The organism is Microbacterium sp. CGR2, from assembly GCF_003626735.1.
In the GTDB taxonomy this organism is placed as follows: Bacteria; Actinomycetota; Actinomycetes; order Actinomycetales; family Microbacteriaceae; genus Microbacterium.
In genome coordinates this window covers 216,977-243,037 of record NZ_RBHX01000001.1, presented here as the reverse complement: position 1 = coordinate 243,037, position 26,061 = coordinate 216,977, and the positions used below count along the sequence as shown (strand labels likewise).

The 26,061-nt window shown below is 69.3% G+C and carries 23 protein-coding genes; 12 read left to right on the top strand and 11 right to left on the bottom strand.

Annotated elements, in window-relative coordinates; translation table 11 throughout:
- Nucleotides 1-10 precede the first annotated feature (10 nt).
- The 10 genes from D7252_RS01240 to D7252_RS01190 all read left to right on the top strand — a co-directional run bounded on the left by D7252_RS01240 (nt 11) and on the right by D7252_RS01190 (nt 9,101).
- Nucleotides 11-808, top strand: coding sequence for a sulfite exporter TauE/SafE family protein (locus tag D7252_RS01240; RefSeq protein WP_120773738.1), 798 nt, complete (start codon nt 11-13; stop codon nt 806-808).
- A 395-nt stretch (nt 809-1,203) separates the two neighbouring features.
- Entirely contained in the window at nt 1,204-1,506 is a 303-nt protein-coding gene (locus D7252_RS01230) for a hypothetical protein (protein ID WP_120776734.1), read from the top strand.
- Nucleotides 1,499-3,055, top strand: coding sequence for a cell wall metabolism sensor histidine kinase WalK (locus tag D7252_RS01225; protein WP_120776733.1), 1,557 nt, complete (start codon nt 1,499-1,501; stop codon nt 3,053-3,055). Before D7252_RS01230 ends, D7252_RS01225 begins: the two co-directional genes overlap by 8 nt.
- A gap of 1 nt (nt 3,056) precedes the next feature.
- Nucleotides 3,057-3,716 carry a response regulator transcription factor gene (locus D7252_RS01220; RefSeq protein ID WP_120773736.1) on the top strand — a complete coding sequence of 220 codons (660 nt, stop codon included), beginning with the start codon at nt 3,057-3,059 and terminating at the stop codon, nt 3,714-3,716.
- Nucleotides 3,713-5,296 (top strand): SLC13 family permease, encoded by a 1,584-nt coding sequence (locus D7252_RS01215; RefSeq protein WP_120773735.1) that lies wholly within the window; start codon nt 3,713-3,715, stop codon nt 5,294-5,296. Before D7252_RS01220 ends, D7252_RS01215 begins: the two co-directional genes overlap by 4 nt.
- A gap of 111 nt (nt 5,297-5,407) precedes the next feature.
- The gene (locus tag D7252_RS01210; protein WP_120773734.1) at nt 5,408-6,610 is read left to right on the top strand and encodes a glycerate kinase; all 1,203 of its coding nucleotides are present in this window, start codon (nt 5,408-5,410) and stop codon (nt 6,608-6,610) included.
- A gap of 38 nt (nt 6,611-6,648) precedes the next feature.
- Nucleotides 6,649-7,107, top strand: a complete 459-nt coding sequence (locus D7252_RS01205; protein WP_120773733.1) for a MaoC family dehydratase N-terminal domain-containing protein — start codon at nt 6,649-6,651, stop codon at nt 7,105-7,107.
- On the top strand, nt 7,107-7,505 hold the full coding sequence (locus tag D7252_RS01200) for a MaoC/PaaZ C-terminal domain-containing protein (protein ID WP_120773732.1): 399 nt from the start codon (nt 7,107-7,109) through the stop codon (nt 7,503-7,505). Before D7252_RS01205 ends, D7252_RS01200 begins: the two co-directional genes overlap by 1 nt.
- Entirely contained in the window at nt 7,505-8,650 is a 1,146-nt protein-coding gene (locus tag D7252_RS01195) for a UDP-N-acetylmuramate dehydrogenase (RefSeq protein WP_251050557.1), read from the top strand. Before D7252_RS01200 ends, D7252_RS01195 begins: the two co-directional genes overlap by 1 nt.
- Before the next feature lie 49 nt (nt 8,651-8,699).
- The gene (locus D7252_RS01190) at nt 8,700-9,101 is read left to right on the top strand and encodes a VOC family protein (protein WP_120773731.1); all 402 of its coding nucleotides are present in this window, start codon (nt 8,700-8,702) and stop codon (nt 9,099-9,101) included.
- A 34-nt stretch (nt 9,102-9,135) separates the two neighbouring features.
- Here the strand turns inward: D7252_RS01190 and D7252_RS01185 are convergent, their stop codons facing one another.
- From D7252_RS01185 to ald, 7 genes are all read right to left on the bottom strand, one after another.
- Nucleotides 9,136-10,335, bottom strand: coding sequence for a pyridoxal phosphate-dependent aminotransferase (locus tag D7252_RS01185; RefSeq protein ID WP_120773730.1), 1,200 nt, complete (start codon nt 10,333-10,335; stop codon nt 9,136-9,138).
- A gap of 10 nt (nt 10,336-10,345) precedes the next feature.
- Nucleotides 10,346-12,439, bottom strand: coding sequence for a molybdopterin oxidoreductase family protein (locus D7252_RS01180; RefSeq protein WP_120773729.1), 2,094 nt, complete (start codon nt 12,437-12,439; stop codon nt 10,346-10,348).
- Nucleotides 12,436-13,992 (bottom strand): FAD-dependent oxidoreductase, encoded by a 1,557-nt coding sequence (locus D7252_RS01175; RefSeq protein ID WP_120773728.1) that lies wholly within the window; start codon nt 13,990-13,992, stop codon nt 12,436-12,438. The genes D7252_RS01180 and D7252_RS01175 overlap by 4 nt, the downstream gene beginning before the upstream one ends.
- A 12-nt stretch (nt 13,993-14,004) precedes the next feature.
- Nucleotides 14,005-15,399, bottom strand: coding sequence for an MFS transporter (locus D7252_RS01170; RefSeq protein ID WP_120773727.1), 1,395 nt, complete (start codon nt 15,397-15,399; stop codon nt 14,005-14,007).
- Between the two features lie 193 nt (nt 15,400-15,592).
- The gene (locus tag D7252_RS01165) at nt 15,593-16,183 is read right to left on the bottom strand and encodes a molybdenum cofactor guanylyltransferase (RefSeq protein WP_120773726.1); all 591 of its coding nucleotides are present in this window, start codon (nt 16,181-16,183) and stop codon (nt 15,593-15,595) included.
- Nucleotides 16,180-17,433: a gephyrin-like molybdotransferase Glp gene (glp, locus tag D7252_RS01160; RefSeq protein WP_120773725.1), complete on the bottom strand. Its 1,254-nt coding sequence runs from the start codon at nt 17,431-17,433 to the stop codon at nt 16,180-16,182. The genes D7252_RS01165 and glp overlap by 4 nt, the downstream gene beginning before the upstream one ends.
- A 68-nt stretch (nt 17,434-17,501) precedes the next feature.
- Nucleotides 17,502-18,596: an alanine dehydrogenase gene (gene ald / locus D7252_RS01155; RefSeq protein WP_120773724.1), complete on the bottom strand. Its 1,095-nt coding sequence runs from the start codon at nt 18,594-18,596 to the stop codon at nt 17,502-17,504.
- 105 nt (nt 18,597-18,701) lie between these two features.
- Here ald and D7252_RS01150 point away from each other — a divergent pair, with 105 nt between their 5' ends.
- On the top strand, nt 18,702-19,220 hold the full coding sequence (locus D7252_RS01150; protein ID WP_120773723.1) for an Lrp/AsnC family transcriptional regulator: 519 nt from the start codon (nt 18,702-18,704) through the stop codon (nt 19,218-19,220).
- Between the two features lie 19 nt (nt 19,221-19,239).
- Here the strand turns inward: D7252_RS01150 and D7252_RS01145 are convergent, their stop codons facing one another.
- From D7252_RS01145 to aceA, 3 genes are all read right to left on the bottom strand, one after another.
- Nucleotides 19,240-19,671 (bottom strand): hypothetical protein, encoded by a 432-nt coding sequence (locus tag D7252_RS01145; RefSeq protein ID WP_120773722.1) that lies wholly within the window; start codon nt 19,669-19,671, stop codon nt 19,240-19,242.
- 120 nt (nt 19,672-19,791) lie between these two features.
- Nucleotides 19,792-21,447 (bottom strand): malate synthase A, encoded by a 1,656-nt coding sequence (gene aceB / locus D7252_RS01140; protein WP_120773721.1) that lies wholly within the window; start codon nt 21,445-21,447, stop codon nt 19,792-19,794.
- A 35-nt stretch (nt 21,448-21,482) separates the two neighbouring features.
- Nucleotides 21,483-22,823 carry an isocitrate lyase gene (gene aceA, locus D7252_RS01135; protein ID WP_120773720.1) on the bottom strand — a complete coding sequence of 447 codons (1,341 nt, stop codon included), beginning with the start codon at nt 22,821-22,823 and terminating at the stop codon, nt 21,483-21,485.
- A gap of 175 nt (nt 22,824-22,998) precedes the next feature.
- On the opposite strand from aceA, the gene D7252_RS01130 reads away from it, so the two are divergent.
- Nucleotides 22,999-24,441 (top strand): XRE family transcriptional regulator, encoded by a 1,443-nt coding sequence (locus D7252_RS01130; protein ID WP_120773719.1) that lies wholly within the window; start codon nt 22,999-23,001, stop codon nt 24,439-24,441.
- A 108-nt stretch (nt 24,442-24,549) separates the two neighbouring features.
- On the opposite strand, the gene D7252_RS01125 is transcribed toward D7252_RS01130, so the two are convergent.
- On the bottom strand, nt 24,550-26,058 hold the full coding sequence (locus tag D7252_RS01125) for a PucR family transcriptional regulator (protein WP_120773718.1): 1,509 nt from the start codon (nt 26,056-26,058) through the stop codon (nt 24,550-24,552).
- Between the last annotated feature and the right edge of the window lie 3 nt (nt 26,059-26,061).

The following is a 26,061-nucleotide window of genomic DNA, read 5'->3' as shown; positions in this document are numbered from 1 at the left end:
GGCTGATCCGGTGAGTGACGCACAGGCCCTGAGCCGAGGGCCCAGAGCCTATGCCGCCTTCATCGGGATCGGACTGATCGCGGGCCTCCTCTCCGGACTCTTCGGGGTCGGCGGCGGCACCGTGATCGTCCCGCTGCTGGTGCTGCTTCTTCAGTTCGACCAGCGCCTCGCAGCGGGCACCTCTCTGGCAGCCATCATCCCGACGGCGAGCGTCGGTGTCATCTCCTACGCTGCGTCGGGCTCCGTCGCCTGGATCCCGGCGCTCGTTCTCGCAGCCGGCGCGGTCGTCGGAGCGCAGATCGGTACGCGTCTTTTGCCACGTATCTCGCAGACAGCCCTGCGGTGGGGCTTTGTCGGGTTCCTCGTGGTGGTGATCGTCAGCCTGTTGCTCGTCATTCCTTCCCGGGATGCCGTGTTCGAGCTCACCTGGCTCACCGGCATCGCCCTGGTGGCCGTGGGGGTGGGGACCGGCATCCTCGCGGGACTCATCGGCGTGGGCGGGGGAGTGATCGTCGTGCCGGTGCTGATGCTGGCGTTCGGTACGAGCGACCTGATCGCCAAAGGCACATCGCTTCTGATGATGATCCCGACGGCGATCTCCGGCACCGTCGGAAACATCCGGCATCGCAACGTCGACCTGGCCGCGGCCGCGATCATCGGTGTGTCCGCATGCACGACGACGGCTCTGGGAGCCTGGCTGGCGACGATCGTCGATCCCGCGGCAGGGAACATGCTCTTCGCGGCATACCTCGCGGTCATCGCCGTGCAGATGACCATGAAAGCGATCAGAGGGCGCCGGAAGGATTGACCACGCGCCCGTGTCGACGAGCGCGACGTGGTTGGATCCGATCACTGTGCGTTCTGCTTGAGCGAGCTTTTCTGGAGACCCAAAAGCCGGTGATGCGGGGCCTTTCCTTGCTTCGTCAATGCCGCCGACGCGAGGCCAACAGCCACGAAGGCGATCACTCCGACGAGCCAACCGCGCGTGCCCCCTGGCCACGAACGGCCGTAGAGCACGCTTCCGGTCAGCTGCGCAACCAGCGACGACGGGACAACGACTCCGACGAGATACCCTGCCGCCGCAGGGGCTGACCCCGTCAACGGCGAGCCCGTGCTCTCCCGCGAGAGACTCATGACCGTTGTATGAAGCAATCTTCATCCAGGGCTCATCCGGGCATCATGCGCGACCGCCATCATGGTGTCATGAGCAACGCACGACGCATCCTGATCCCGGGCGCACTGATCGCCATCCCGGTGATCTTCGCGGTGGGCGGCATCGCCCTGGCACAGATGCCGTCGTCGCCGCAGATTCCGTCGAAGCCGCTCGTGGTGCAGCTCGCCCCGGCCGAGCCGACGGCGACACCCACCCCGGCACCGGCTCCCGCCCCGGCTCCCGCTCCGGCACCGGCTCCCGCTCCGGCACCGGCCCCCGCTCCGGCTCCCGCACCGGCTCCGCAACCCGACGACGATGACGATGATGATGATGACGGCGGCGACGATGACTGACGCGCCGACCCTGCCGATCGAGGTCGTCCCGACGGAACAGCCGAAGCGCGCGGAGAAGGACTCGTCGGCCGCGGCGCGCACCGGGGCACCATTGCGCACCCTGCGCCCTCGCACGCTCCCCGCCCGCTGGAGGATCACCCTGTGGATCATCTTGAGTACGGTGATCACCCTCATCGCCGTGGGGCTCATGGGCCGCAGCATCTTCCTCGCCGGCGTCGAGGAGACCGCCAACACGCAGATCGAGCAGGAGGCCGCCGAGTTCGCCCGGTTCGCCGAGGATGCCGCGGCAAGCGGTTACGCGACCCCGGAGGCGATGCTCACCGAATATGTCGTGCGCCAGTCGGTACATGAGGACGAGGTCGTGGTCGCCAGCGTCGACGGTGAAGTGGTCTCCGTCGCCGACGGGCGAGTCGAAGCGACCGAGCCGACGGATCTGTCGTCCGTGCCGGGCGGTGCCGCACTGATCAGCCGGCTGCTGGGCACCAGCGCCTCGTCCGGCGCTCTGGAGACCTCCGAGACCGGGCCGCTGCGGTGGGGGCGACTGGAGTTCACCGCCGGGGATCGGGAGGGCGCTCTCGTCATCGTGAACTACACGCAGAACGCGCGTTCGCAGGTCGACGCCAGTTTCACCACGATCGCCTGGGTCGCGCTGCTCGGGATCCTCCTGAGCTCCGGGGTCGCCTGGCTCGTCGCCGGTCAGATCCTCGCCCCGGTGCGAGAGGTCTATCGGGTGGCGCGGGATATCGGCGAGCACGACCTGACCGCCCGCGTTCCCGTGGAGGGGACCGACGACATCGCCGCGGTCGCCACGACGTTCAACCAGATGCTCGACCGGCTCGAAACCCTGCACACGACGCAGCAGCGCTTCGTCGACGATGCGGGCCACGAGCTGCGTACTCCGATCACGATCGTGCGCGGACAGCTCGAGCTGCTGAGCGAGGATCCCCAGGAACGGGCAGAGACCCTGCGCCTGGTCAGCGGTGAGCTCGATCGGATGAGCCGTATCGTCACCGACCTGCTGGTGCTCGCTCGTGCAGAGCAGTCCGACTTCGTGCGCATCGCGAACTGCGAGGTCGCGACCCTCACCCTCGACATCGAGGCGAAGGCGCAAGCGCTGGGCGACCGTCGCTGGCAGCTGATGGAGATCGCCGAGGGGAGCGCGGCCCTCGACCCGCAACGCGTCACGCAGGCAGTGCTGCAACTGACGGCGAACGCCGTGCAGGTGACAGAACCAGGGGACCGGATCGACATCGGTTCGCGCTTCGAGGGGGAAGGCGCGGAGCGGCGACTTCGACTGTGGGTGCGTGACACCGGTCCTGGCGTCGCGGCCGCCGATGCCGAGCGCATCTTCGAGCGCTTCGCTCGCGGGGACAGCACCGGTGTGCGTCGCGGATCCGGCCTGGGCCTCGCCATCGTGCGCGCGATCGCCGACGGGCACGGCGGTTCGGCCTGGGTCGACAGCGTCCTCGGGGAGGGCGCGACGTTCGGCATCGACATCCCCGCGCCCGCCGGCGTGAGCAACGGCCCCAAAACGGAGAGGAACGAGTGAGATGCGCAGCATCCTGATCGCTGAAGACGATCCCCACATCACATCCTTCGTCCGTCGCGGTCTGCGTGCGGCGGGATACGACACGTCGGAAGCCGCCGACGGCCATACCGCCCTGTTGATGGCCCGCGGCGGGATGTTCGACCTCGTGCTGCTCGACATCGGTCTGGGTGGGATGGACGGTTTCGATGTACTCGCCAATCTCCGCGGCGAGGGCGTCGCGACTCCGGTGATCATCCTGACCGCGCGGGACTCCGTCATCGACACGGTACGAGGCTTGGAGAGCGGCGCGAACGACTACGTCACCAAGCCTTTCCAGTTCGCCGAACTCGCCGCGCGAGTGCGACTGCGCATCGGTGACGGCGAAGGCCGGTCGGCCGGTCCGGTGCTGGAACACGAGGATGTTCGCGTCGATGTGCGTGCGCGCACCGTGACCGTGGCCGGCGACATGCGTGAGCTCACTTCTCGCGAGTTCGCCCTCCTCGAGGTGTTCCTGCAGAACGCAGGGCAGGTGCTGTCGCGCGACCAGCTGATCGGGCACGTGTGGGGAATGGACTTCGATCCCGCCTCCAACGTCGTCGACGTGTACGTGCGCGCTCTGCGCGGCAAGATCGGCGCAGACCGCATCGAGACGGTCCGCGGGGCGGGATACCGATTCCGATGAGCACCCACACGGACAGCATCCGAGCGGGCGGTGCCGAACGAGCCCGATTCGCCACCGTGCCGCCTCAGCGTTCGATGCCCTCCCTGGCGCCGCGCACCACCGCACCGCGCCGGGCCCTCCTTGCACCGAACCCCGGCCTCGTCATCCGCCTCGCCATCATCGCGGCGATCCTGATCGGCTTCGTCGTGATGGCCGCCCAGGCGCAGCCGGCATCCGGCGACCCGGGAGGGATGACCCTCCCGATCGCCGTGACCGTCACTGTCTTCCTCCTCGCGGTCTGGGCGTGGAGCGCGACCCGGCTGGATGACACCCTCGTCGCCTTCCTCGCGGCCATCGCTCTCATCGTCACCGGTGTGCTGCCGGCGAGCACGTTCTTCGCCTCCCTCGGCGATGAGACGATCTGGTTGCTCATCGGAGCTTTCGTGATCGCCACCGGGGTCGCCTCATCGGGGCTTGCCCTTCGGGGAGCCTCGCATCTGCTGCGCTTCGCGCGAGGACCGCGGAGCCTTTTCCACTTGACGACCGTCGCCCTCATGCTGACCGCGTTCGCCGTACCAGCCACATCGGGTCGCGCAGCGCTGGCCGTGCCGGTGTTCACGGCGGTCTCGGGGGTGCTTCCCGGCCGAGCGCGTGTGATCAGGGCGCTCTCGCTGCTGATGCCGACGGTCGTGCTCCTGTCTGCCGTCGGGTCTCTCCTCGGCGCCGGTGCGCACATCATCACCGACCAGCTGCTGCGGGCCTCCGGCGAAGCAGGCTTCACATTCCTGGGGTGGCTCTGGCTCGGACTGCCGCTGGCAATCGTCTCGTCGCACGTCGCGTGCGAGATCATCCTCTGGCGGTTCACGGATCGCGCAGATCGTCGATCCCCCCTGCGCGTCGATCCGGTCGACATCGAGCGGTCCGCTTCGGCGACGGTCACCGGTGCCTTGAGTGCGGACGAGCGGCGCGCGGCGATCCTGCTCATCGGAGTCATCGCGCTCTGGAGCACCGAGCCGTTGCACCACCTTCCGCCGGCTCTCGTCGCCCTCCTCGGGGCGGTCGCCGCCGTGACGCCCGGTATCGGCTGCACCACCTTCCCCGTGGCGATCAAACGCGTGCCCTGGTCTCTGCTGCTGTTCCTCGCCGCGACGCTGGCACTGGCGTCTGCTCTCACCCGCACCGGCGCGGCCACCTGGCTGAGCACGTCCGCCCTTGCGCCGATCCAGGGCTTGGGCGCATCGGGTGCCGTGACGTTCGTGCTCGCCGTCATCGCGATCTCGACGGCCGCGCACCTGCTGATCCCCTCGCGATCGGCCCGTTCGGCGGCGATCATCCCCGTTGTGATCGCCCTCGCACCCACCCTCGGCGTCGACCCGATGGCGGCGGCGTTGGCTTCGACCGCAGCAGCCGGCTTCTGCCACACCCTCCCCAGCTCGGCCAAGCCGGTGGCCATGTTCGCCGACCCGGATGTGATCTCCGGCGGGTTCTCGCGACGCGATCTGCGTCGGCTCTCCGTGCTGCTGGCGCCGGCGATGTTCCTGATGGTCGCCGCCTTCGCGCTGTGGATCTGGCCGTTGATGGGGCTGCCGCTGCTGCGCTGACGCGCTCCCGTCTCACCGCAATCCGTACTCTCTCCGCGTGCACCGCCGGTGCACCGGTGCTCGTCGTGCCCTTTCGGGCCTCGTCGCCCCGAGGGCGCAGAAGGAGGAACCATGTCCATCCACATCCCCCAGCGAATCCTGGTCGCACCGAGCGGATTCAAGGAGAGTCTGAGCGCCCAGGCGGTCGCTCAGGCCATCGCCGCAGGCGTCCGCCGCGTCATCCCCGGTGTGCGGGTCGACGAGTTCCCCGTCCCCGATGGTGGAGAGGGCACCGCCGCCGCGCTCGCGGAGGCGACCGGTGGCGAGCTCGTTCCGGTCGCTGTCACGGGGCCGGTCGGCGCGACGGTCGATGCGCACTGGGCTCGGCTCGGTGGACATGCGACCGGAACCGCCGTCGTCGAGATGGCATCGGCGGCCGGGCTGCGCCTGGTGCCGCGCGATCAGCGCGACCCGGGCGAGACCACCACGCGCGGCGTCGGCGAGCTGATCGTCGCCGCTCTCGACAGTGGGGCGCAGCGGATCGTGGTCGGATGCGGCGACTCCGGCACCAGCGACGGCGGCGCAGGAGCGCTGGTAGCCCTCGGAGCGCGGATCCTCGATCGGGAGGGCCGTCCGATCGCACCGGGCGGGCGCCACCTCGGAGATGCGGTCCGTCTCGACCTCGCGGGCCTCCATCCGCGTATCGGTGAGGTCGAGATCGTACTCGCGTGCAATATCCACAACGTGCTGTGCGGACCTCGGGGAGTCGCCCGGGTGTTCGGGCCGCAGAAAGGCGCCACCCCGGAACAGGTCGAACAGCTCGCGTCCGCCCTGGACAGCTGGGCTGCTCTTCTGGAAGACGAGAGTCCATTCGGGGCCGCGTTGGACGTGCGCACAGGAGGAGGAACCGGCGCGTCCGGTGGACTCGGCGCCGGTCTGGCAGCGGTCCTGGGCGCCCGCCTCGCGCCGCGCTTCGAGGTGCTGCTCGACAGCGGCCTGCTTCCGCACGCGCTCGATGAATTGATGGGCCTTGCGGACCTGGTGATCACCGCCGAAGGGGCGATCGACTTTCAGACCCCACGCGGAAAGGTTCCGGCGGAGATCGCGATGCGCGCGCGCGTCGCCGGCGTTCCGGTGCTCGGCATCGCCGGTTCGCTCGGCCAGGGCGCCCCGGACGTGCACGATATCGGGATCGACGCGATCGCCTCGATCATCACGGTGCCGATGCCCTTGGCGCAGGCGGTGGAACAGGGGGAAGCGCTGCTGCGCGATGCTGCGGAGCGGAGCATGCGGATGGTGCTGCTGGGCTCGGCGATGTCGGCCAGGGCGGCCTGAGCGGGCGGTTCACTGCCACCCCTCGGTAGGATCGAGGGGTGGCAGTGAACCAAGATCTTGTCGGCCGGGAGTTCCCGCCGACGGCCCCCTACCTGGTCGGACGCGAGAAAGTGCGCGAGTTCGCACGAGCCGTCTTCGCCGAGGCCCCCCAGCACACCGATGTCGAAGCGGCCCGCGCGGCCGGTTTCACGGATGTGGTCGCTCCACCGACGTTCGCGATGGTGGTGCAGGATCACACGCTGCAGCAGCTCCTCGCCGAACCCGACTCGGGGATCGAGCTCGCCCGCACGATCCACGCCGAGCAGCGCTTCCGGTACTCGCAGCAGATCGTGGCGGGCGACGAGCTCACCGGTCGGCTGCGGGTCACCGGCATCCGGATGATGGCGGGGAACGCGATGATCACCAGCGAAGCCGAGATCACCGATGCCGACGGCGCCCATGTGGTCACGGCCACCAGTGTCCTGCTGGTCGGGGCCGACGAAGGAGAGGCCGCCTGATGGGCTACACCGTCGGAGAAGTGGTTGCCGAACGCACCGTTCACCTCACTCGCGAGTCCCTGGTGCGGTACGCCGGAGCATCCGGAGACTTCAACCCGATCCACTATCGCGATGATGTCGCCGCGTCCGTGGGCCTGCCGGGCGTGCTCGCGCACGGCATGCTCACGATGGGAATCGCCTCCTCCGCGGTCGTCAGCGCCCTCGACCCTGCTGCCGTGATCCTCGACTACGGCGTGCGCTTCACGAAGCCGGTCGTCGTCGACGCGACGGACGGGGCCGACGTGCACGTCATCGCCACAGTCGGCGCCGTCGACGAAAACTCCGCTCGTATCGACCTCAAAGTCACCACGGGCGACACGACCGTCCTCGTCAAGGCGCAGCTGCGCGTCGCCGTCTGATGGCGGTGACCGAGGTGCGGACGATCGAGCCGGTCCGGCTGTCGGCGCTGACGACGCTGCGCACCGGTGCCGCGCCCGAGCGGATGCTGGAGGCGACCACGACCGCTGAGCTCGTCGACGCGCTGCGCGACGTCTGGGCGCGGCGCGACGCGTGGTTCGTGCTGGGCGGCGGGTCGAACCTCTTCGTCGGCGACGAAACCTTCGAGGGAACGGTCATCCGGGTCCGGACGCAGGGCATCGACGAGGTTCCCTCGCCGCACGCCGGGCGCATCCGGCTGCGCGTGCAAGCGGGCCACGGGTGGGACGACCTCGTCGCCTACGCCGTCGAACGCGGTTACGCCGGCCTCGAGGCGATGAGCGGCATCCCGGGCACCGTCGGTGCGGCGCCCGTGCAGAACATCGGCGCGTACGGGCAGGAGATCCAGGAGACTCTGGTCGAGGTCGACCTGATCGATGAGACGACCGGCGAGATCTCCACCGTCCCGGCATCCGACCTCGGTCTGGGATTCCGCACCTCCGTGCTCAAGCACCATTACGGAAGCGAACCGCAGCGCCGGGCCGTCATCCTCTCGGTCACCTTCGATCTGCTCGTCGCCGACCAGCGCGTCGTGCGGGGAGAGCAGCTGCGACGCGCTCTCGGGCTGTCCGACGACGCCCCCGTGCCACTCGGCTGGGTGCGCGAGCGAATCCTCGCCACCCGCGCGTCCAAAGGGATGCTGCTGGATGCCGACGATCCCGACACCCACGGCGTGGGGTCGTTCTTCCAGAACGCGATCGTCTCGGAGAGCGTGGCGCGCGCACTGCCTCCCGAGTGCCCCCGCTGGCCGGTGGCGCCCGATCTCGACGCGATGACCGTGATCCCTCTGGCCTCCTACGACGGGCTCGTGCCGCAGACCAAGATCGAGGCGCCGGACGTCAAGGTGAGCGCGGCCTGGCTCATCGAGCAGGCCGGCATCCGCAAGGGCTTCAAGCTCCCGCGGTCTCGGGCATCGGTGTCGACCAAGCACGCTCTCGCTCTGACGAACCGCGGCGGTGCGACGGCAGGAGAAGTCGCCGAGCTGGCGCGCTTCATCCAGAGCAGGGTGCACGCCGAATTCGGCCTCGTGCTGCAACCGGAGCCGGTGCTGGTCGGCGTCGAACTCTAGGCGACGTCGGACTCTGGTCGACGTCGGAGCCGACGGTTACACTCGCGGCATGAGCGCCCCGACCCCGTACCTGCTTTTCCCCGGCAACGCCGCTGAGGCTCTGCATCACTACCAGTCCGTGTTCGGCGGTGATCTCGAGATCCTCGACTATGCCCACGCCGGTCGCCATGACGGACCCGGCGATGCGGTCGCCCACGGGGAATTGAAAGGGGCCGTCGCGCTCAGCGGCGCGGATGCCGGGGCCGACGGCGATGCGGTGCAGATGAGCGGCATGTTCCTCGCACTTCTGGGAACGGCCGACGCCGCGACTCTCACGCGCTGGTTCGACGCGCTCGCCGAGGGCGGGCGCGTGATCGATGCGCTGCAGCAGCGACCCTGGGGTGACTTCGATGGCACGGTGACCGATCGCTACGGCATCCGCTGGCTCATCGGGTACCACCCGGAAAGCTGAGGGGGATGCCGTCGCACAGGGCGAGCGAGAACTCTCAGGAGAAGAGGCGCTGCAGTCTCTGCACACCCTCGAGCAGGGCGTCGTCGCCGAGGGCGTACGACAGGCGGAGGTAGCCGGAGGGGCCGAAGGCTTCACCGGGAACGACGGCGACCTCTGCCTGGTCGAGGATGAGGTCGGCCAGTTCGAGCGAGGTCGTCGGGGTGACTCCACCCCACGTGCGGCCGAGCAGGCCCTGCACATCGGGGTACACGTAGAAAGCGCCGAGCGGGTTCGGCACGACCAGCCCCTCGATCTTCGAGAGCTCGGCAACGATGAGTCGCCGCCGGCGGTCGAAGGCCTCGCGCATCTGCTGAGCCTCGGACTGCGGGCCGTTGAGTGCGGCGACGGCGGCCTTCTGCGCGACGTTGTTCACGTTGCTCGAGAGATGCGACTGAAGGTTGCCGGCGATCTTGATGGCGTCGGCGGGGCCGACCATCCAGCCGACCCGCCACCCGGTCATCGCGTAAGTCTTCGCGACACCGTTGACGAGGATCGTCTGGCCCGCGACCTCGGGAACCGCCTGCACGATCGAGGTCGCGGTGACGCCTTCGTAAGTCAGGTTCTGGTAGATCTCATCGCTGACGATCCAGATGCCGTGCTCGAGCGCCCATTCGCCGATCGCCTTCGTCTCGTCGGCGGTGTACACCGAGCCGGTGGGGTTCGAGGGAGAGACGAAGACGAGCACGGTCGTCCGCTCGGTGCGCGCGGCCTCGAGCTGCTCGACGGTGACTTTGTAGTCCTGATCGGCCCCGGCGAAGACCTCGACGGGCGTGCCGTCGGCAAGGCGGATCGCCTCGGGGTAGGTGGTCCAGTACGGAGCCGGGAGCAGCACCTCGTCGCCGGGGTTCACCACCGCCTGGAAGGCCTGATAGACCGACTGCTTGCCGCCGTTGGTGACGATGACCTGGCTGGGCGAGACCTCGAGGCCCGAGTCGCGGAGCGTCTTCGCGGCGATGGCTTCGCGCAGCGCCGGGAGGCCGGGCGCCGGGGTGTACCGGTAGCTCGCCGGGTCGGCGAGCGCCTCGGCAGCGGCATCGACGATGAACTGCGGCGTGGAGAAGTCGGGCTCGCCGGCCGCGTAGGAGATGACGTCCTTGCCCTCGGCTTTGAGGGCCTTGGCCTTGGCGTCGACCTTGAGGGTCGCGGACTCGGCGATGGCGGACAGCTTGCGGGAGAGAGGAGCGCGTTCGGTCACCCTGCAAATGCTACTCGGCGCCGGCCGGGATCGCGTCGACGGTGACGACGGCGTGCTTGAACTCCGGCATCGAGCTGAGCGGGTCCGTCGCGGAACTGGTGAGCAGGTTGGCGCTCTCGGCGCCGGCGTAATGGAACGGCAGGAAGACGGTGTCCGGACGGATGTCGTCGCTGAGTTCGACATCTGCCTCGACCGCCCCGCGCCCGTTCGCCACTCGCACGCGCGTTCCGGCGGCGACACCGCGATCGCGGGCGGTCAGCGGATGCAGTTGCGCGACCAGCCGGGGGTGAGGCCCGTTGAGTTCGGTCACACGCCGGGTCTGGGTTCCGGATTGATAGTGGGTCAGGATGCGCCCGGTGATCAGGCTGAGTTCCGCGCCCCGCGGCGACTCCGGGGCTCGGGCCCGCACGGAGACGAGTCGGGCGCGGCCGTCGTCGTGCGCGAACCGCTCCTCGAAGAGCCGCGGCGTGCCCGTGGAACCTGAGGGATACGGCCAATGCGCGGCGATCCCGGTGTCGAGGAGAGCATGCGAGAGACCGGAGTAGTCGGCGAGTCCGCCCTCGGATGCGCGGGCGAGCTCGTCGAAGACCTCGGCGGGATCGGTCGACCAGACACCGGGAGCGTCGAGGCGTGCGGCGAGCTCGCGCATGATCCACAGTTCGCTGCGGGCGCCGGGGGGAGGGAGGAGGGCGCGGCGCCGGCGAAGGACCCGCCCTTCGAGGTTGGTCATCGTTCCTTCCTCTTCCGCCCACTGCAGCACCGGCAGCACGATGTCGGCCAGCTGCGCCGTCTCGGAGAGGAAGAAGTCGCTGACGATGAGCAGGTCGAGGCGACCGAGCGCCGCGCGCACCTGGGAGACATCGGGCGCCGAGACGACGACGTTCGACCCGTGTACCAGCAGCATCCGCACACCCTCGTCGACACCGCATCTCGCGAGCAGCTCCACGGCCGGGAGGCCGGGGCCGGGGATGGTGTCCGCGGGCACGCCCCACACCGCTGCGACGTGCGCCCGTGCCGCCGGGTCGGTGATCTTGCGATACCCGGGAAGCTGATCGGACTTCTGGCCGTGCTCCCGCCCGCCTTGGCCGTTGCCCTGTCCGGTGAGCGTCCCGTATCCCGATCCGGGTCGTCCGACCAGCCCGAGCAGCAGTGCCAGGTTGATCGCGGCGGTGGCGGTGTCGGTGCCGTCGACGTGCTGTTCGACGCCGCGTCCGGTGAGGATGTATGCGGATGAGGATCCGGCCAGGCGCCGGGCGAGGTCACGGACGGTGTCGGCCGGGACGCCGGTGACGGACTCCGTGCGCGCCGGCCACCACGAGGAGACGGAGCGACGGAGCGCCTCGAAGCCGGTGGTGCGGGTGTCCACATAGGAGCGGTCGTAGAGTTCCTCGACGATCACGACGTGCGTCATCCCCAGCAGCAGGGCGAGATCGGTCCCGGGCACCGGCTGCACGTGTGTGCCGGCGCCGTCGGCCGTGAGCCGGGCTGTCGTGGACCGCCGTGGATCGACCACGATCAATCCACCGCTCGCCCTCGCACCCTGCATGTGCTGCACGAACGGGGGCATCGTGTCGCCCATGTTGGAGCCCAGCACGAACAGAGTGTCGGCGGTGTCGAGGTCTGCGAGCGGGAACGGCAGGCCCCTGTCCACCCCGAACGCGCGGTTGGCGGCCGCCGCCGCCGACGACATGCAGAACCGCCCGTTGTAGTCGATCAGGCGGGTTCGCAGGGCGATGCGGGCGAACTTGCCCAATTGGTAAGCCTTCTCGTTCGTGAGGCCACCGCCGCCGAACACTCCGATCGCGTCCGTCCCGCTCTCGGCCGTGAACCGACGCACGCCGGCAGCGATCCTATCGAGGGCCTCCTCCCAGGAGGTCTCGGCGAAGGAGCCGTCGTCCTGCTTGAGCAGCGGAGCGGTGATCCGGTCGCTTCGCGCGAGGAGTTCGGCGGCCGTCCACCCCTTCTTGCAGAGACCGCCGCGGTTGGTGGGGAACTCACGACCGGAGACCTCCACGGGAACACGATCGGCGGGGGTGGGGGTGAGCGTCATGGCGCACTGCAGCGCGCAGTACGGACAGTGCGTCGATGTCGGGAGCGCGGTCATGAGGGGGCGACCTCGAGCCGAGTGAGCATCTCGGCGATGCGGGCGCGGCATCCGCCGCATCCGGTGCCCGCGCGCGTGCAGGCGCCGACGTCCTCGACCGTGAGGCAGGAGTGCTCGGCGACGGCATCCTCGATCTGCCCGACGGTGACCGCGTTGCACATGCAGACGGTCGCATCGCGTCCTTGCGGCACGGGCAGCGACGCCTCGGCGGAGTCCATGCGCAGCAGCAGAGACCGGTCACTGGGGAGTTCCCCGCGGCGCTGGTAGAGCACGGCGAGTTCCGCGGCGGCCCTCGGCATCCCGACGGCGACGAACCCGTCGAGCACGCCCGCCGTCGTCGTCATCTTCACGTAGGTGCCGTGTCGGGGGTCGGCCCAGAGCGCCACCTCGCGGGGCTCTTCGCCGAGCGGTGTCGGCGCGAAGGGATCGAGCTGGACCTCGCCGGCGGAGACCAGGTCGACCTGACTCGCCTTCATCAGCACGACGCCGGGGATGTCCTCAGTGAACGGCTGCGGCTCGTCGCCTGCGAGTTCGGTGACGATCGCCGTGGCCAACCAGTCGGCCTGACGCCAGCCGGGACCGATGAGACCGGACGGCCCGCCCGGCACTTCCCGGTCGTGGGCGTACTTCTCGGGATCGGCGAGATGCGCCACGTCGCCGATCGCATGGATCCGCGCATCCGTCCACGACCGCAGATGGTCATCGACCAGGATGCCGCGGCCGACGCGCAGGCCGCTTTCCGCCGCGAGCTCGCTGCGCGCCTGGACGCCGCACGACAGCACGAGGAGGTCGCCCTCGATTCGTCGGCCGTCGCTGGAGATCAGGGCGCGGAACGAACGGATGCCGTCGACCTCGTGCGTCGCGATCGCTTCGGCTCGCATGTTCGGCACCACGGTGACGCCCGCCCGATCCAGGGCGCCGGTGAGGACGTGTGCGGCACCGCGATCGAGCTGGCGCGGCATCGGGATCGGTCCGAAATGTGCCAGATGCGGGGCGGCGCCGCCTTCCGCGAGCAGCAGAGCGAACTCGATGCCAAGAACACCGGCGCCGAGCACCACCACGCGGCCGCCCGCAGCGACGACGCGGCGCACGCGCTCGGCATCCTCCAGGGAGCGGACGACGCACACGCCGGCCGTGAGGGCATCATCGACGCTGCGATCGTCGGAGTCGATTCTCTCCAGGCCGTCCAGCAGCGGGACGTTCGAGCGGGCACCTGTCGCGATGACGAGCCGGTCGTAGGCGACCCGCTCGTCGGCATCGAGGACGACGGTGGAGGATGCCCGGTCGATCCGGACGACCCGCCGCCCCCGGACCACCCGCGCTCCGGCCGTGACGAAATCGGCGGTGTCGGCGGTGGTGAGGGCCTCGCGTCCGATCTCGCCCGCTGCATACTCGGCGATCATGATCCGGTTGTAGGGGTCGTGCGTCTCCGCGCCGATGATCGTCAGATCGACACGGCCCTGCATCACTGCCGGCAGCATCTCCTCGGCGAACCGCGCGCCGACCGGGCCGAAGCCGATCAGCACGACGCGATGCGCGAGAGTGTCTTGCATCCGGTCCTCGCCTCAGACGATGCGTCGGTCGAGAGAGGCGCGGGGGATCAGGTAGATCACGGCCGTGAGCGTGGCCATCACCGAATACATCCCCACGAACCCCCAGAAGGCTGCCGCGTACCCGCCCGTGATCGTCTGCGAGGCATTCAGGACCTGGGGAATGAGGAAGCCGCCGTACGCGCCGATCGCAGAGATGATGCCGAGGGATGCCGCACCCTGACGTTGCGTGGAGACCGCGTGCTCGGAGCTGGCCAGCGCGGCTCCGCGGGCGGCGAAGATCGAGGGGATCATTCGATAGGTGGACCCGTTCCCGATGCCGGTCGCGAGGAAGAGCACCAGGAACAGGCCGAGGTACAGCCAGAAGTTGCCGACCGGCATGGTGATGATCAGCGCGATCGTCGCCACGATCATCAACCCGAACGCGGCGATCGTCATCCGTGCTCCACCGAGGCGATCGGCGAGCCGGCCACCGTACGGGCGGGCGAGCGAGGCGGTGAGCGCTCCGAGGAAGGCGAGCGACACACTGGCCGTGCCGATCGACAGAGTGGAGAACTCCGGGAACTGGTCGGCGATCAACTTGGGGAAGACGCCGGCGAAACCGATGAAGGAGCCGAACGTGCCGATGTAGAGGAACGCCATGATCCACAGGTGCGGCTCGCGCAGGGCCGCCGCCACCCCGGCGAAGTCGGTCTTCGCGGTGGACAGGTTGTTCATGTACTTCCACGCGCCCCACATCGCCACGAGGATGAGCGGGACCCACAGCCACCCGGCGAGAGGGAGATTGAGGGTTCCGACCGCGCCGAGCGTCACCACGATCGGCACCGTGAACTGGGCCACCGCAGCGCCAAGGTTGCCTCCGGCGGCGTTGAGGCCGAGAGCCCAGCCCTTCTCCTTCTGCGGGAAGAAGTAGGTGATGTTCGCCATGGAGCTGGCGAAGTTGCCGCCTCCGATGCCGCCGAGCGCGGCGACCAGCAGAAGCACTCCGAACGGGGTGCCCGGATTCTGCACGACGATGCCGAGGAGGATGGCGGGGATCAGGAGCAGTCCCGCGGAGACGATGGTCCAGTTGCGGCCACCGAATCGGGCGACCGCGAAGGTGTACGGGATGCGCAGCGTGGCGCCCACGAGCGTCGGCACCGAGATGAGCCAGAACTGCTCGCCGCTGGTGAGGGAGAACCCGGCCGCGGGCAACATGACGACGACCACGCTCCACAGCTGCCAGATGACGAAACCGAGGAACTCGGCGAAGATCGACCAGCCGAGGTTGCGCTTCGCGATCGCCCGGCCCCGCGACTCCCACTGCTCGGCGTCTTCCGCGTTCCAGCCGTCGAGCCACCGCCCGGGTCGGGTGACCAGCGCATCGGCCGGGGAACTCGTGACGCTCATGCTGTCGGTGGGCGTTGCCATGGCTGACCTCCAGGCGTATCTCGATCTGCACGCGAGCTCGCGTATCGGTAACGCTAAGGGGGCGGTGTTCCGGTCGTGCGGCGGGGTCTTTACGGGGACATCACATCTCGATCACCGGGACCTCCTCGCCCGGAAGAGAACGACGAAACACGGTCGTAACACGGCATCCGTCCTGCGACGCCAGGTGGCGAGGTCAGACGGACTTCGTCGCGAGCCGCAGATCGTCCCAGGTGTCGACATCACGCGTCGCGCTCGCCGGGGCGGGCAGCTGGCGCAGACGCAGACGTGTGGCCACACCCCGCACGGATGCCCAGTCCGCTGAGGCGATCGCTGCGCTCAGGGCCGCTGTCCGATAGCGCGCGGTGAGCCACTGCGGGATGCCGGAATCGTCGACCAGCACGACACCCTCCCCGTTCTCGCCGAGGTCGGCATCCAGAAGCAGGGCGACGGCGTCTGATGCACCGGGCAGATCGGCCGGCAGGACCAGGAGCTCGGCGGCACCGGTGTGGGCGAGCGCGCATGACAGGGCGGCGACGGGTCCGGCGAAGGGCGGATCCTCACGAATCCAGCGCACGTCGTCGAACCGAGGACGCCCGGCGCGCGGACCGACGATGAGGATCTCGTCGCACGCGGACAGCGCCGTCACCGCGGCAGCCAGCAACGGCACCCCGTCGACCTCGAACATCGCCTTGTCTTCTCCGTCGACGCGGGTCGCGCGCCCACCGGCGAGTACGACGCCGACCCGGGCGTGCCACGGATCCGGTGCGGCGGGGCGCGCCGTCATGAGGTCAGCAGGGTGTCGACGAGATCACCCGGACGCACGGATGTGATCTCCGGCGGGATGACGGCATAGCCCTCCGCACGGCCGAGGCCGCCCACGAGATGCGACCCGGAGCCGCCGGGTGTCGCGGGGCGCACCCGCCACGAGGAGTCGGATCGGTCGACGGTGATCGGCAGATACTGCTGTCTGCCGAGGGGCGAGCGCCAGTGCACGGCCGCCGTCAGCTTCAGCGTGGGCCGGTGCACCGGCGTGCGCGCCTGCAGGGCGAGCAGCGCCGGACGCACGATCGCTTCGAACGACACCGCGACGCTGACCGGGTTGCCGGGAAGGCCGAAGAACAGTGCGCCACCGGGGAGTCGACCGAAAGCCTGCGGCTTGCCCGGTTGAATGGCGATCTTCTCGAACGCGACGATGCCGTCCAGGGCGAGCTTGACGGGCTCGAATGCGCCGGCGCTGAGGCCGCCCGAACTGATGACCACGTCGACTGCCGGGGCATCGTCGAGGAGGGAGAGGAAGGTCGCCGGATCGTCGTCCGCTCGCCGACATCCGACCACCTCGGCTCCGGCATCGGCGGCGAGCAGCGCCAGCAGAGCGGAATTCGAATCGGGGATCTGTCCGGTGCCGGGCTCCGCACCCGGAGAAACCAGTTCCGCGCCGGTGGAGACGATCAGAGTCCGCGGCCGACGCCGACACTCCACGTGGCTCACGCCTGCGGCGATGAGGGCCGCGATCTGCAGGGGACCCAGCAGTGTGCCGGCCGGGAGAACCTCGGCGCCGGCACGGAGATCTTCACCCCGTCGCCGAATGTGCGCGCCGACGAAGCGGGGCGCATCGGCGACGACCGCTTCCCGGAGCGAGTCGGACAAGCCCCCGACGGTCCCTTCGAACGGGACTACGGTGTCGGCATCCGCGGGCACCGGCGCGCCCGTCATTATGCGCGCGGCCGTTCCCGGGTCGAGCACCGGGTCGGTGGCGCTGCCGGCGGCGACGTCGGCGACGACGCGCAGGGCGACCGGGTGGTCAGGCGACGCCTCGGCGACATCGGTGAAGCGCACGGCGAAGCCGTCCATCGACGCGTTATCGAAGGGCGGGATGTGCAGGAGGGCGCTGCTCGCGGTGCCCAGAGTGCGTCCGACCGCCTCGGTCACGAGGACGCGCTCGAGTGGCAGCGGCGCGGCGGCGGCCAGGACGCCGGAAACGTAGTGGTCGACCGCGAATGCGGGCACCGCGTCGACCGGCGGAGTATGCGCCATCTGCCCAACGTACGGCGGCGACGTTTCGGCGAAGTTTCGGCGACGTGCGGAGTCGAAGGGCGAGCCCCTCAGGAGCCGGCGAACCCGTGCGCCTGCGCGACGGCATCCAGGGTGATGCGTCTGTCGTGCACGTTGAGTCCCTTCGCGAGTGCGGGATCGTCGGATGCTGCGCGCTCCCAGCCCTTGCCGGCGATGGCCGCGACGTAGGGGAGGGTCGCATTGGTCAGCGCGCGCGTCGCCGTCTCGGGAACGGCGCCGGGCATGTTGGCCACGCAGTAGTAGATCGAGTCGTGCACAGCGAAGGTGGGGTCGTCGTGAGTGGTCGGTCGCGACCCTTCGAAGCATCCGCCCTGGTCGATGGCGATGTCGACGAGCACCGAACCCGGCTTCATCGTGGAGACCATGTCGTCTGTGACGAGCTTGGGGGCCGCAGCACCCGGGATCAGCACGGATCCGATCACGAGGTCGGCCGTCGCCAGCTCCTCGGCGATGACGTAGCGGCTCGAAGCGCGCGTCTCCAGTGCGCCGCCGTAGCGGTGCTCGAGTTCCCTCAGCCGCGGCAGCGAGACGTCGACCACGGTCACCTGGGAGCCGAGGCCGAGCGCGTTGGCGGCCGCGTGTTCACCGGCGACACCCCCGCCGATCACCACGGTCTTCGCGCGGGGTGTGCCGGCGATGCCGCCGAGCAGCATGCCGCGACCGCCGTTGGAGCGGAGCAGGGAGTACGAACCCATGGTGACGGAGAGCCGACCGGCGATCTCACTCATCGGCACGAGCAGGGGGAGGGAGCGGTCGGGAAGCTGCACGGTCTCGTAGGCGACGGCGGTCGTCCCGGCATCCACGAGCGCGGTCGTCAGCGGGCGGTCGGCGGCCAGGTGCAGATACGTGAACAGCGTCAGATCGGGGCGGAGGAAGTCGTACTCCTGTGCGACCGGCTCCTTGACCTTGAGCACCAGGTCGGCGCCGTTCCACGCGTCCGCCGCCGACGGCACGATCTCGGCTCCGGCCGCGCGGTACGCTTCGTCATCGATGCGGGAACCGACACCCGCTCCTGCCTGCACGAGCACGCGATGGCCCTCGCTGACGAGGCGGTCTGCGCCGGCGGGCGTGAGCGCGACGCGGTTCTCGTTGTTCTTGACCTCGGTGGGTACGCCGATCTTCATCGATCCTCCATGGCTGGGTGAGCTGGATGCCACCAGGATCGCAGAAACGTCGGCGGTGAAACAGATTCAGTGAAGATGATTCGCTCTGGGCCGCCATCCTGAATAATGATTCGCATGGAGACGACGTCTGCAGGCCCGACGGCGAACACTCTTCGGGCGCCGGCGCTGGATCCCATCGACGCCCGGATCGTGCAGCTGCTCACCGCCGACGGGCGGATGACGAACGCCGAACTCGCCGGCCACCTCGGTGTGGCGCCGTCGACGGCGCACGCGCGGCTGCGAGCCCTCGTCGACCGCGGCGTGATCACCGGTTTCCACGCGAGCGTCGACGAGCGGAAGCTGGGCGCCGGACTCCAGTCGGTGATCGGGGTGAGTCTGCGACCGAGTGCGCGGCGGGAGAGCATCGTCGAATTCGCCGACCGCGTGCGCGCGCTCCCGCAGGTCATCCAGGTGTTCTTCCTCGGTGGTGAAGACGACTTCCTGCTGCACATCGCGGTCGCCGATTCCTCGGAGATGCGCGAGTTCGTGCTGGAACACCTCTCCGCCCAGAGCAGTGTCGCCTCCACGCGCACGAGCATCGTGTTCGACTACCACCGCAACTCCGTGGCCGCGTCGTTCCACTGAATCGGCCGGAGGAGCGAGGTCAGGCCCCGAACGACGCAGGCAGGGCGCAGTAGTCCGCGAACCGTCGGACCGGATTCTCGGGGTCGGTCACGTCGACCAGGGCCGATGCCACGCTGTGCGGAGCCTCGTTGCCGACGAGCTGCCACAGGGTGAAGTTCCACATTCCGCGGGCGCTCTCGCTGAGCAACGCCGCCGGGCCGGAGACGACGAGCACACGGTCCGTCCGCGGAGCCTGGCGGAACGGGGCGATGACGTCGGCACGGAGGGCAGCCTCGTCACCGTCGGCGTGAGCGCGCTCGACCTGCTGGCCCGCTCCGGTGAGCGCCGTGGCGACGGCGTCCGCCGCATGGCGAGAGCGCTCCGCGTCCTGGCCGGCCACCGCGAGCAATCGCGTTCCGGAGGGGTACAGGTGCAGGAACTCGTCGGCGACGCCGTTCCAGACGTCGGTCATGATCTCAGGCTACGCCGCTCAGACGGCGCGCGGCCATGTCGAGTCGTCGCACGATGGCAGAGGATGAGCCCCCGGTCACCCGCGGGTCTGCGGGCGCCCGGGGGCTCTTCCTCGGGAGGATCAGTCCTCGTCGACGAGGAAGCGGCTGTAGGCGCCGAGTGTCAGGAACGCGGGGAACTCCTCCCGCAACGCCACGTCTCGGAAGACCTCGGCCGCATCGTCGAAGCGGTCGCCCGCACGTCGCTCCACGGTGCCGAGGACCTCGGCGATCAGCCCCTCGATGTACTCGACGGTGATGGGCGTGCCGTCTTCCGTCGTGCGGTCCTGGTGGATCCACTGCCACACCTGCGACCGGCTGATCTCCGCCGTCGCGGCATCCTCCATCAGGTTGTCGATGGCCACTGCGCCGAGGCCGCGCAACCACGCCTCGAGGTAGCGGATCGCCACCGAGACGTTGTCGCGCACGCCCTGGGCGGTGATCGGACGCCCGATATGCAGATCCAGCAGGTCGCGCGGCTGCACGTCGACCTCGTCGCGTCGACGATCGATCTGATTCGGGTGATCGCCCAGCACCGCGTCGAACTCCGCCTGCGCGGTCGGGATGAGGTCGGGGTGCGCGACCCAGGTGCCGTCGAAGCCGTCGCCGGCCTCGCGCTTCTTGTCGGCGGAGACCTTCTCGATAGCGCGCGCGGTGACCTCCGGGTCGCGACGATTCGGGATGAACGCGCTCATGCCGCCGATGGCGAAGGCGCCCCGCTTGTGGCAGGTCTGCACCAGCAGCTCCGTGTACGCCCGCATGAACGGCACGGTCATCGTCACCTCGCTGCGGTCGGGGAGGACGAAACGGGCACCCCGGCCGCGGTAGTTCTTGATGATGGAGAAGATGTAGTCCCACCGCCCGGCGTTGAGCCCCGCGCAGTGGTCGCGCAGTTCATAGAGGATCTCGTCCATCTCGAACGCGGCGGGCAGGGTCTCGATGAGGATCGTGGCCCGGATGGTTCCGTGGGCGATCCCGACATACTCCTCACTGAAGGAGAACACGTCATCCCACAGCTTCGCCTCCTCGCTGGATTCGAGCTTGGCGAGGTAGAAATAAGGGCCGCGGCCGGCCGCGATGAGCGCTTCGGCGTTGTGCAGGAAGTACAGGCCGAAGTCCACCAGCGAACCGGATGCGGCGGTGCGGCGCCCTGCGCGGTCAGTGAAGGCCAGATGCTTCTCCGGCAGATGCCAGCCGCGCGGACGCATCACGATCGTGGGGGTGCGCTCGGCGGTGACGCGATACTCCTTACCCGGGGTGGAGTCCGTCCCCGGCGAGATGAAGGACAACTCGCCGCGGATCGCGTCGCGCAGGGACAGCTGCCCCTCGATGACGTTCTTCCAGGTGGGGCTGGTCGCATCCTCCTGGTCGGCGAGCCACACTCGCGCACCCGAGTTCAGAGCGTTGATGGTCATCTTCGGATCCGTCGGCCCGGTGATCTCCACGCGGCGATCTTCGAGTCCGGGGCCTGCGCCTGCGACCTGCCACTGCGCGTCCGCACGGATGTGCGCGGTGTCGTCCCGGAAGCGGGGGTCGTGGCCGTTGCCGATCTCGAAGCGCCGGCGCATCCGATCCGCGAGGCGGTCGTGTCGGCGCGATGCGAACCGATGGTGAAGCTCGGTCAGGAAGGCGATGGCCTCGGGTGTGAGGGTCTCGTCGTACCGGTCGCGCAGGGGTCCGGTGATCGTGATCGCCGGGCCCTGATGGGTCTGGGCGGTGGTGGTGGTGGGAGTGGTCATGATCTTCAGTCCTTTTCGAAGAGGTGCGGACGGAGTCAGTGGAACTGCGCGGTCTCGGTGGAGCCGGCGAGGGCCAGGGTGGCGCTGTCGGGGTTGAGCGCGGTGGAGATGACGTCGAAGTAGCCGGTGCCCGCCTCGCGCTGGTGCTTGGTGGCGGTGTAGCCGTCGGATTCGGCGGCGAATTCCGCCTCCTGCAGTTCCACGTAGGCGCTCATGGCGCGCTCGGCGTAGCCGCGGGCGAGGTCGAACATGGAGTGGTTCAGGGCGTGGAAGCCCGCCAGGGTGATGAACTGGAACTTGTATCCGAGGTCGGCCAGCTCCTGTTGGAACGTGGCGATCTCGGCATCCGACAGATGACGCTTCCAGTTGAAGCTCGGCGAGCAGTTGTAGGCGAGGAGCTTGCCAGGGAACTGCGCGTGGATGGCGGTCGCGAACTCGCGGGCCAGCGCGATGTCGGGTTCGCCCGTCTCGACCCACAGCAGGTCGGCGTACGGAGCGAAGGCGAGCCCTCGGCTGATGACCGATTCGATCCCCCGGCGGATGCGGTAGAAGCCCTCGGGGGTGCGCTCGCCGGTGGTGAATCGCTGGTCCCGCTCGTCGACGTCGCTGGTGAGCAGGTCCGCGGCCAGTGCGTCGGTGCGGGCGATGATCACCGTCGGGACGCCGGCGACGTCCGCGGCGAGGCGGGCGGCGTTCAGTGTGCGGATGTGCTGCTGTGTGGGCACCAGCACCTTGCCGCCGAGGTGTCCGCACTTCTTCTCGCTGGCAAGCTGATCTTCCCAGTGGATGCCGGCAGCACCCGACTGGATGAGCGACTGCGCGAGCTCATAGGCGTTGAGGGGGCCGCCGAAGCCTGCCTCGGCATCCGCGACGATGGGCGCCAGCCAATCCTGCGTGATCTGGCCCGTGCCGGCGACGGCCTCGGCGTGCTCCAGCTGATCCTGTCGGATCAGGGCGTTGTTGATGCGGCGGACGACGGCGGGCACCGAGTTCGCCGGGTACAGCGACTGGTCGGGATAGGTCTGGCCGGCGAGGTTGCCGTCGGCGGCGACCTGCCATCCCGAGAGGTAGATGGCCTTGAGGCCCGCGCGCACCTGCTGTACGGCCTGACCGCCGGCGTAGGCGCCGAGCGCCCGGACGTAGTCTTCGGTGTGCAGCAGGTTCCAGAGGTTCTCCGCACCCCGGTGGGCGAGCGTCGACTCCTCTCGGACGGAGCCTCGGATGCGGATGACGTCTTCGGCGGTGTACGTGCGCTCGACGCCGTCCCAACGCGGGTCGGTCTCCCAGATCTCCCGGAGCTCCGCCGCCGTCTGCACCTGGTCGCCGGCGCGCAGACCTACGGGACGAGGGGTGGGGGTGTGTGCGGTGTTCGTCATCGTGTCTCCTCGGTGAGATGGTCGCTGAGCCTGTCGAGCGTTCAGCGCTGCGTGGCATCCACTCTGTGTCAACTTCTCCGCTCGCTTCGACCGATACGGAGGAGAAGATCGCCCGTATTTCTGTTTCCGTGACAGAATCGGGCTCTGCTTCATCGATCCGACCGAAGAGGGTGCCATGGACGTCACCGAGGAAACCGACGCGCTCACGATCGGGCGTCGCATCCGTCGCCTGCGCACGGCGAGGGGGATGACGCTCGAAGACCTCGCCGCCGCGGTCGACCGCGCCCCGAGTCAGCTCTCGATGATCGAGACCGGCAAGCGTGAGCCGAAACTGATGCAGCTACAGGCGATCGCGCGCGCTCTCGGCGTCACGATCGACGCTCTCATCGAGGGGGAGCCCTTGGATGAGCGCAGCGCGCTCGAGATCGCCCTGGAACGCGCGATGAAGGGGCAGACGTTCCAGGCGCTGGGCATCGAGCCGTTCCGCATCGCGAAGTCGGTGCCGACGGATGCTCTCCGGGCGCTGCTGGCCCTGCAGGGGGAGATCGACCGTCTGAAGGACGAACGCGCCGCGACGCCCGAGGAGGCGCGGCGGGCGAACGTGGAGCTGCGTCACCTGATGCGCCGGCAGGACAATCACTTCCCGGACCTCGAGGTGAAGGCATCCGAGATACTCGCCGCGGTCGGGCACTCCGGCGGACCGCTCACCCAGCGCACGGCATCCGAGATCGCCGCCTATCTGGGGTTCACCCTGCACTACGCGCCGGATCTGCCGCAGACGACCCGCAGTGTCGCCGATCTGGCGAACGGCCGTCTCTACCTCTCGGGTCAGGTGCAGACGAAGGGCGACGCTCGCACGGCGGTGCTCCAGGCGCTGTCGAGCCGGATGCTCGGGCACTCGGAGCCGCGGAGCTACGCCGAGTTCCTGCGCCAGCGGGTCGAGACGAACTATCTGACCGGTGCGCTGCTGATCCCCGAGGCCCACGTGGCGCCGTTGCTGCAGGAGGCGAAGTCGCGGCGAGCCATCTCGATCGAGGATCTGCGCGACGCCTACTCGGTGTCGTACGAGACGGCGGCCCACCGCTTCACGAACCTGGCGACGCGACACCTCGACATCCCCGTGCACTTCCTCAAGGTCCACGAATCCGGCACCATCACCAAGGCCTACGAGAACGACGACGTCAACTTCCCGACCGACCGCCTGGGCGCGATCGAGGGGCAGATGTGCTGCCGCCGCTGGACCAGCCGGGTCGTCTTCGACGAGGACGACCGCTTCAACCCGTACTACCAGTACACCGACACCGGCAACGGCACCTACTGGTGCACGGCCCGCGTCGAGGCGTCGAGTGAGGGGCTCCACTCGGTGAGCGTGGGCGTGCGCTTCGACGACACGAAGTGGTTCGTCGGTCGCGATACCCCGCACCGCGGCGTATCGAAGCACTCGGTGGAGGTGTGCTGCCGCCGCGCTCCGACTGAGCTCGAGGAGCGCTGGCGGGAGAACTCCTGGCCGAACGTGAAGACTCCGCGCACCCTTCTGGCGACTCTGCCGACCGGGGCGTTCCCCGGGGTGGACACCACCGACGTGTACGAGTTCCTCGAGGCCCACGCCCCGCGCTGAGGGGGCCGTGGGTACAGATGTCGGGAGATTTCACGGATGCAGGGCGACACGCCGTGCATCGGCCCGACATCCGTGACATCTCCCGACAACTGTGCCGCTGACCGCGCGTCAGTCGCGGGCGGTCTGCAGGATCGTCCACAGCTCCGCGCGCGCGGGGAAGGTCGACAGGTCGATGCCGAGCAGAGCCCCCGCCTGGGCGATGCGGGACCGCAGCGTGTGTCGATGCACGCCCAAGGATGCCGCCGCCGACTCGAAGCGCGCGTCGTGTTCCAGCCACGTGCGAAGCGAATGCTCGAGCTCGGATCCGCTGCGGGTGTCGTGCTCTCGGAGCGGAGCCAGGCGCGATTCCGCCACGAGGCGCGCTTCGTCGGTCGCCAGAGCGGTGAGGATGCTCGACCCGACCGTGTCGGCATATCGGACCGCGCCCTGCTCGCCCTGCTGCCGCAGTGCGGTGAGCGCCTGCGCGTGCGCGCGGGAGAAGGAACTGTACGACTCCGGTTCGGAGATGCCGATGCGGATGCGGAAGCGCGCGGCGACCTCATCGAGGAGGGGTTCGTCGGCAGCGGCAAGGCAGACGGTCACCCCCTCCTGGGATTCGGCGAGGAAGTACGGCGTGGACTGCTCGGCCCGGTGCCGCTCCCACCAGTCGGTGAGCGGACCGGCCGGTGCGTCGGCCGCCACCGCGACGACCATCGGCGCGGGGGGAAGGGCTCCGAGGACCCGCCGGGCCAGAGACGGGTCGTCGGACAGGAGGGAGCGGAGCAGCTGCGCGTGCAGGCGACGACGGCTGCGTGCGAGCTGCTCGCTCTGCTCCATCGCGAGCCCCGCCATCGCGATCACCGATGTGACCACCGCGCGCGCCTCCGGGTCGAGCGCCTCGATCGCCAACGCGATCACCCCGCGCAGATGACCGCCGCGACCCACGGTGAAGAGCATGAAGGTCTGGTCGCCGATGGTGAGTGACTGACCCGCTTCCAGCCCTCGCGTGAGGATCTCGTCCACGCGATCGGCGAGCTCGTCGAGCACCGCCGGTGCGACGGCGTCACGGGGATGGGCGAGCAGCACCGCCCCGGCCGCGTCGAACATTCCCGCCCAGACTCCGAGGCGCCTGCCGAGCTCGGCGACGGTCGCGTCGAGGCCGTGCGGGCGAAGTGCTGCCAGAGCGAGCGCGCGCTGAGTGTCCAACGCCCAGGACCGCCGGGCGTACGCCTGCGCCGCGATGGTCTCGGAGTGCGCGCGGGCGACGGCGATGAACGGTGTGCGGTAGGGCACCTCGAACAGCGGCATCCCATGGCGGGCGCAGGCGGCGACCAGATCCGCGGGCATGCCGGAGCGGTGAACCTCCGTGCCGAATCCGAGTCCGCGCACGCCGCGGTCGGTGAGCCGTCCGACGTAGCCGTCGGGGTCGACCGCGTCGTCGAACTGTTTGCCGGTCGTCAGCAGGGCGAGATCTTCGGAGAGGAACGGGGTCGGGTCGGCGAGATCGGAACTGTGCACCCAGCGCAACGGCCGTTCGAGCGCGCCGTCCGGAAGGTCGATCTCATCGGAGACGAGCACCAGACCGAGGTCGCGTCGTCGAAGCAGCGCACGCAGCGTCGGCTCGTCGGTGGCGGTCATCGC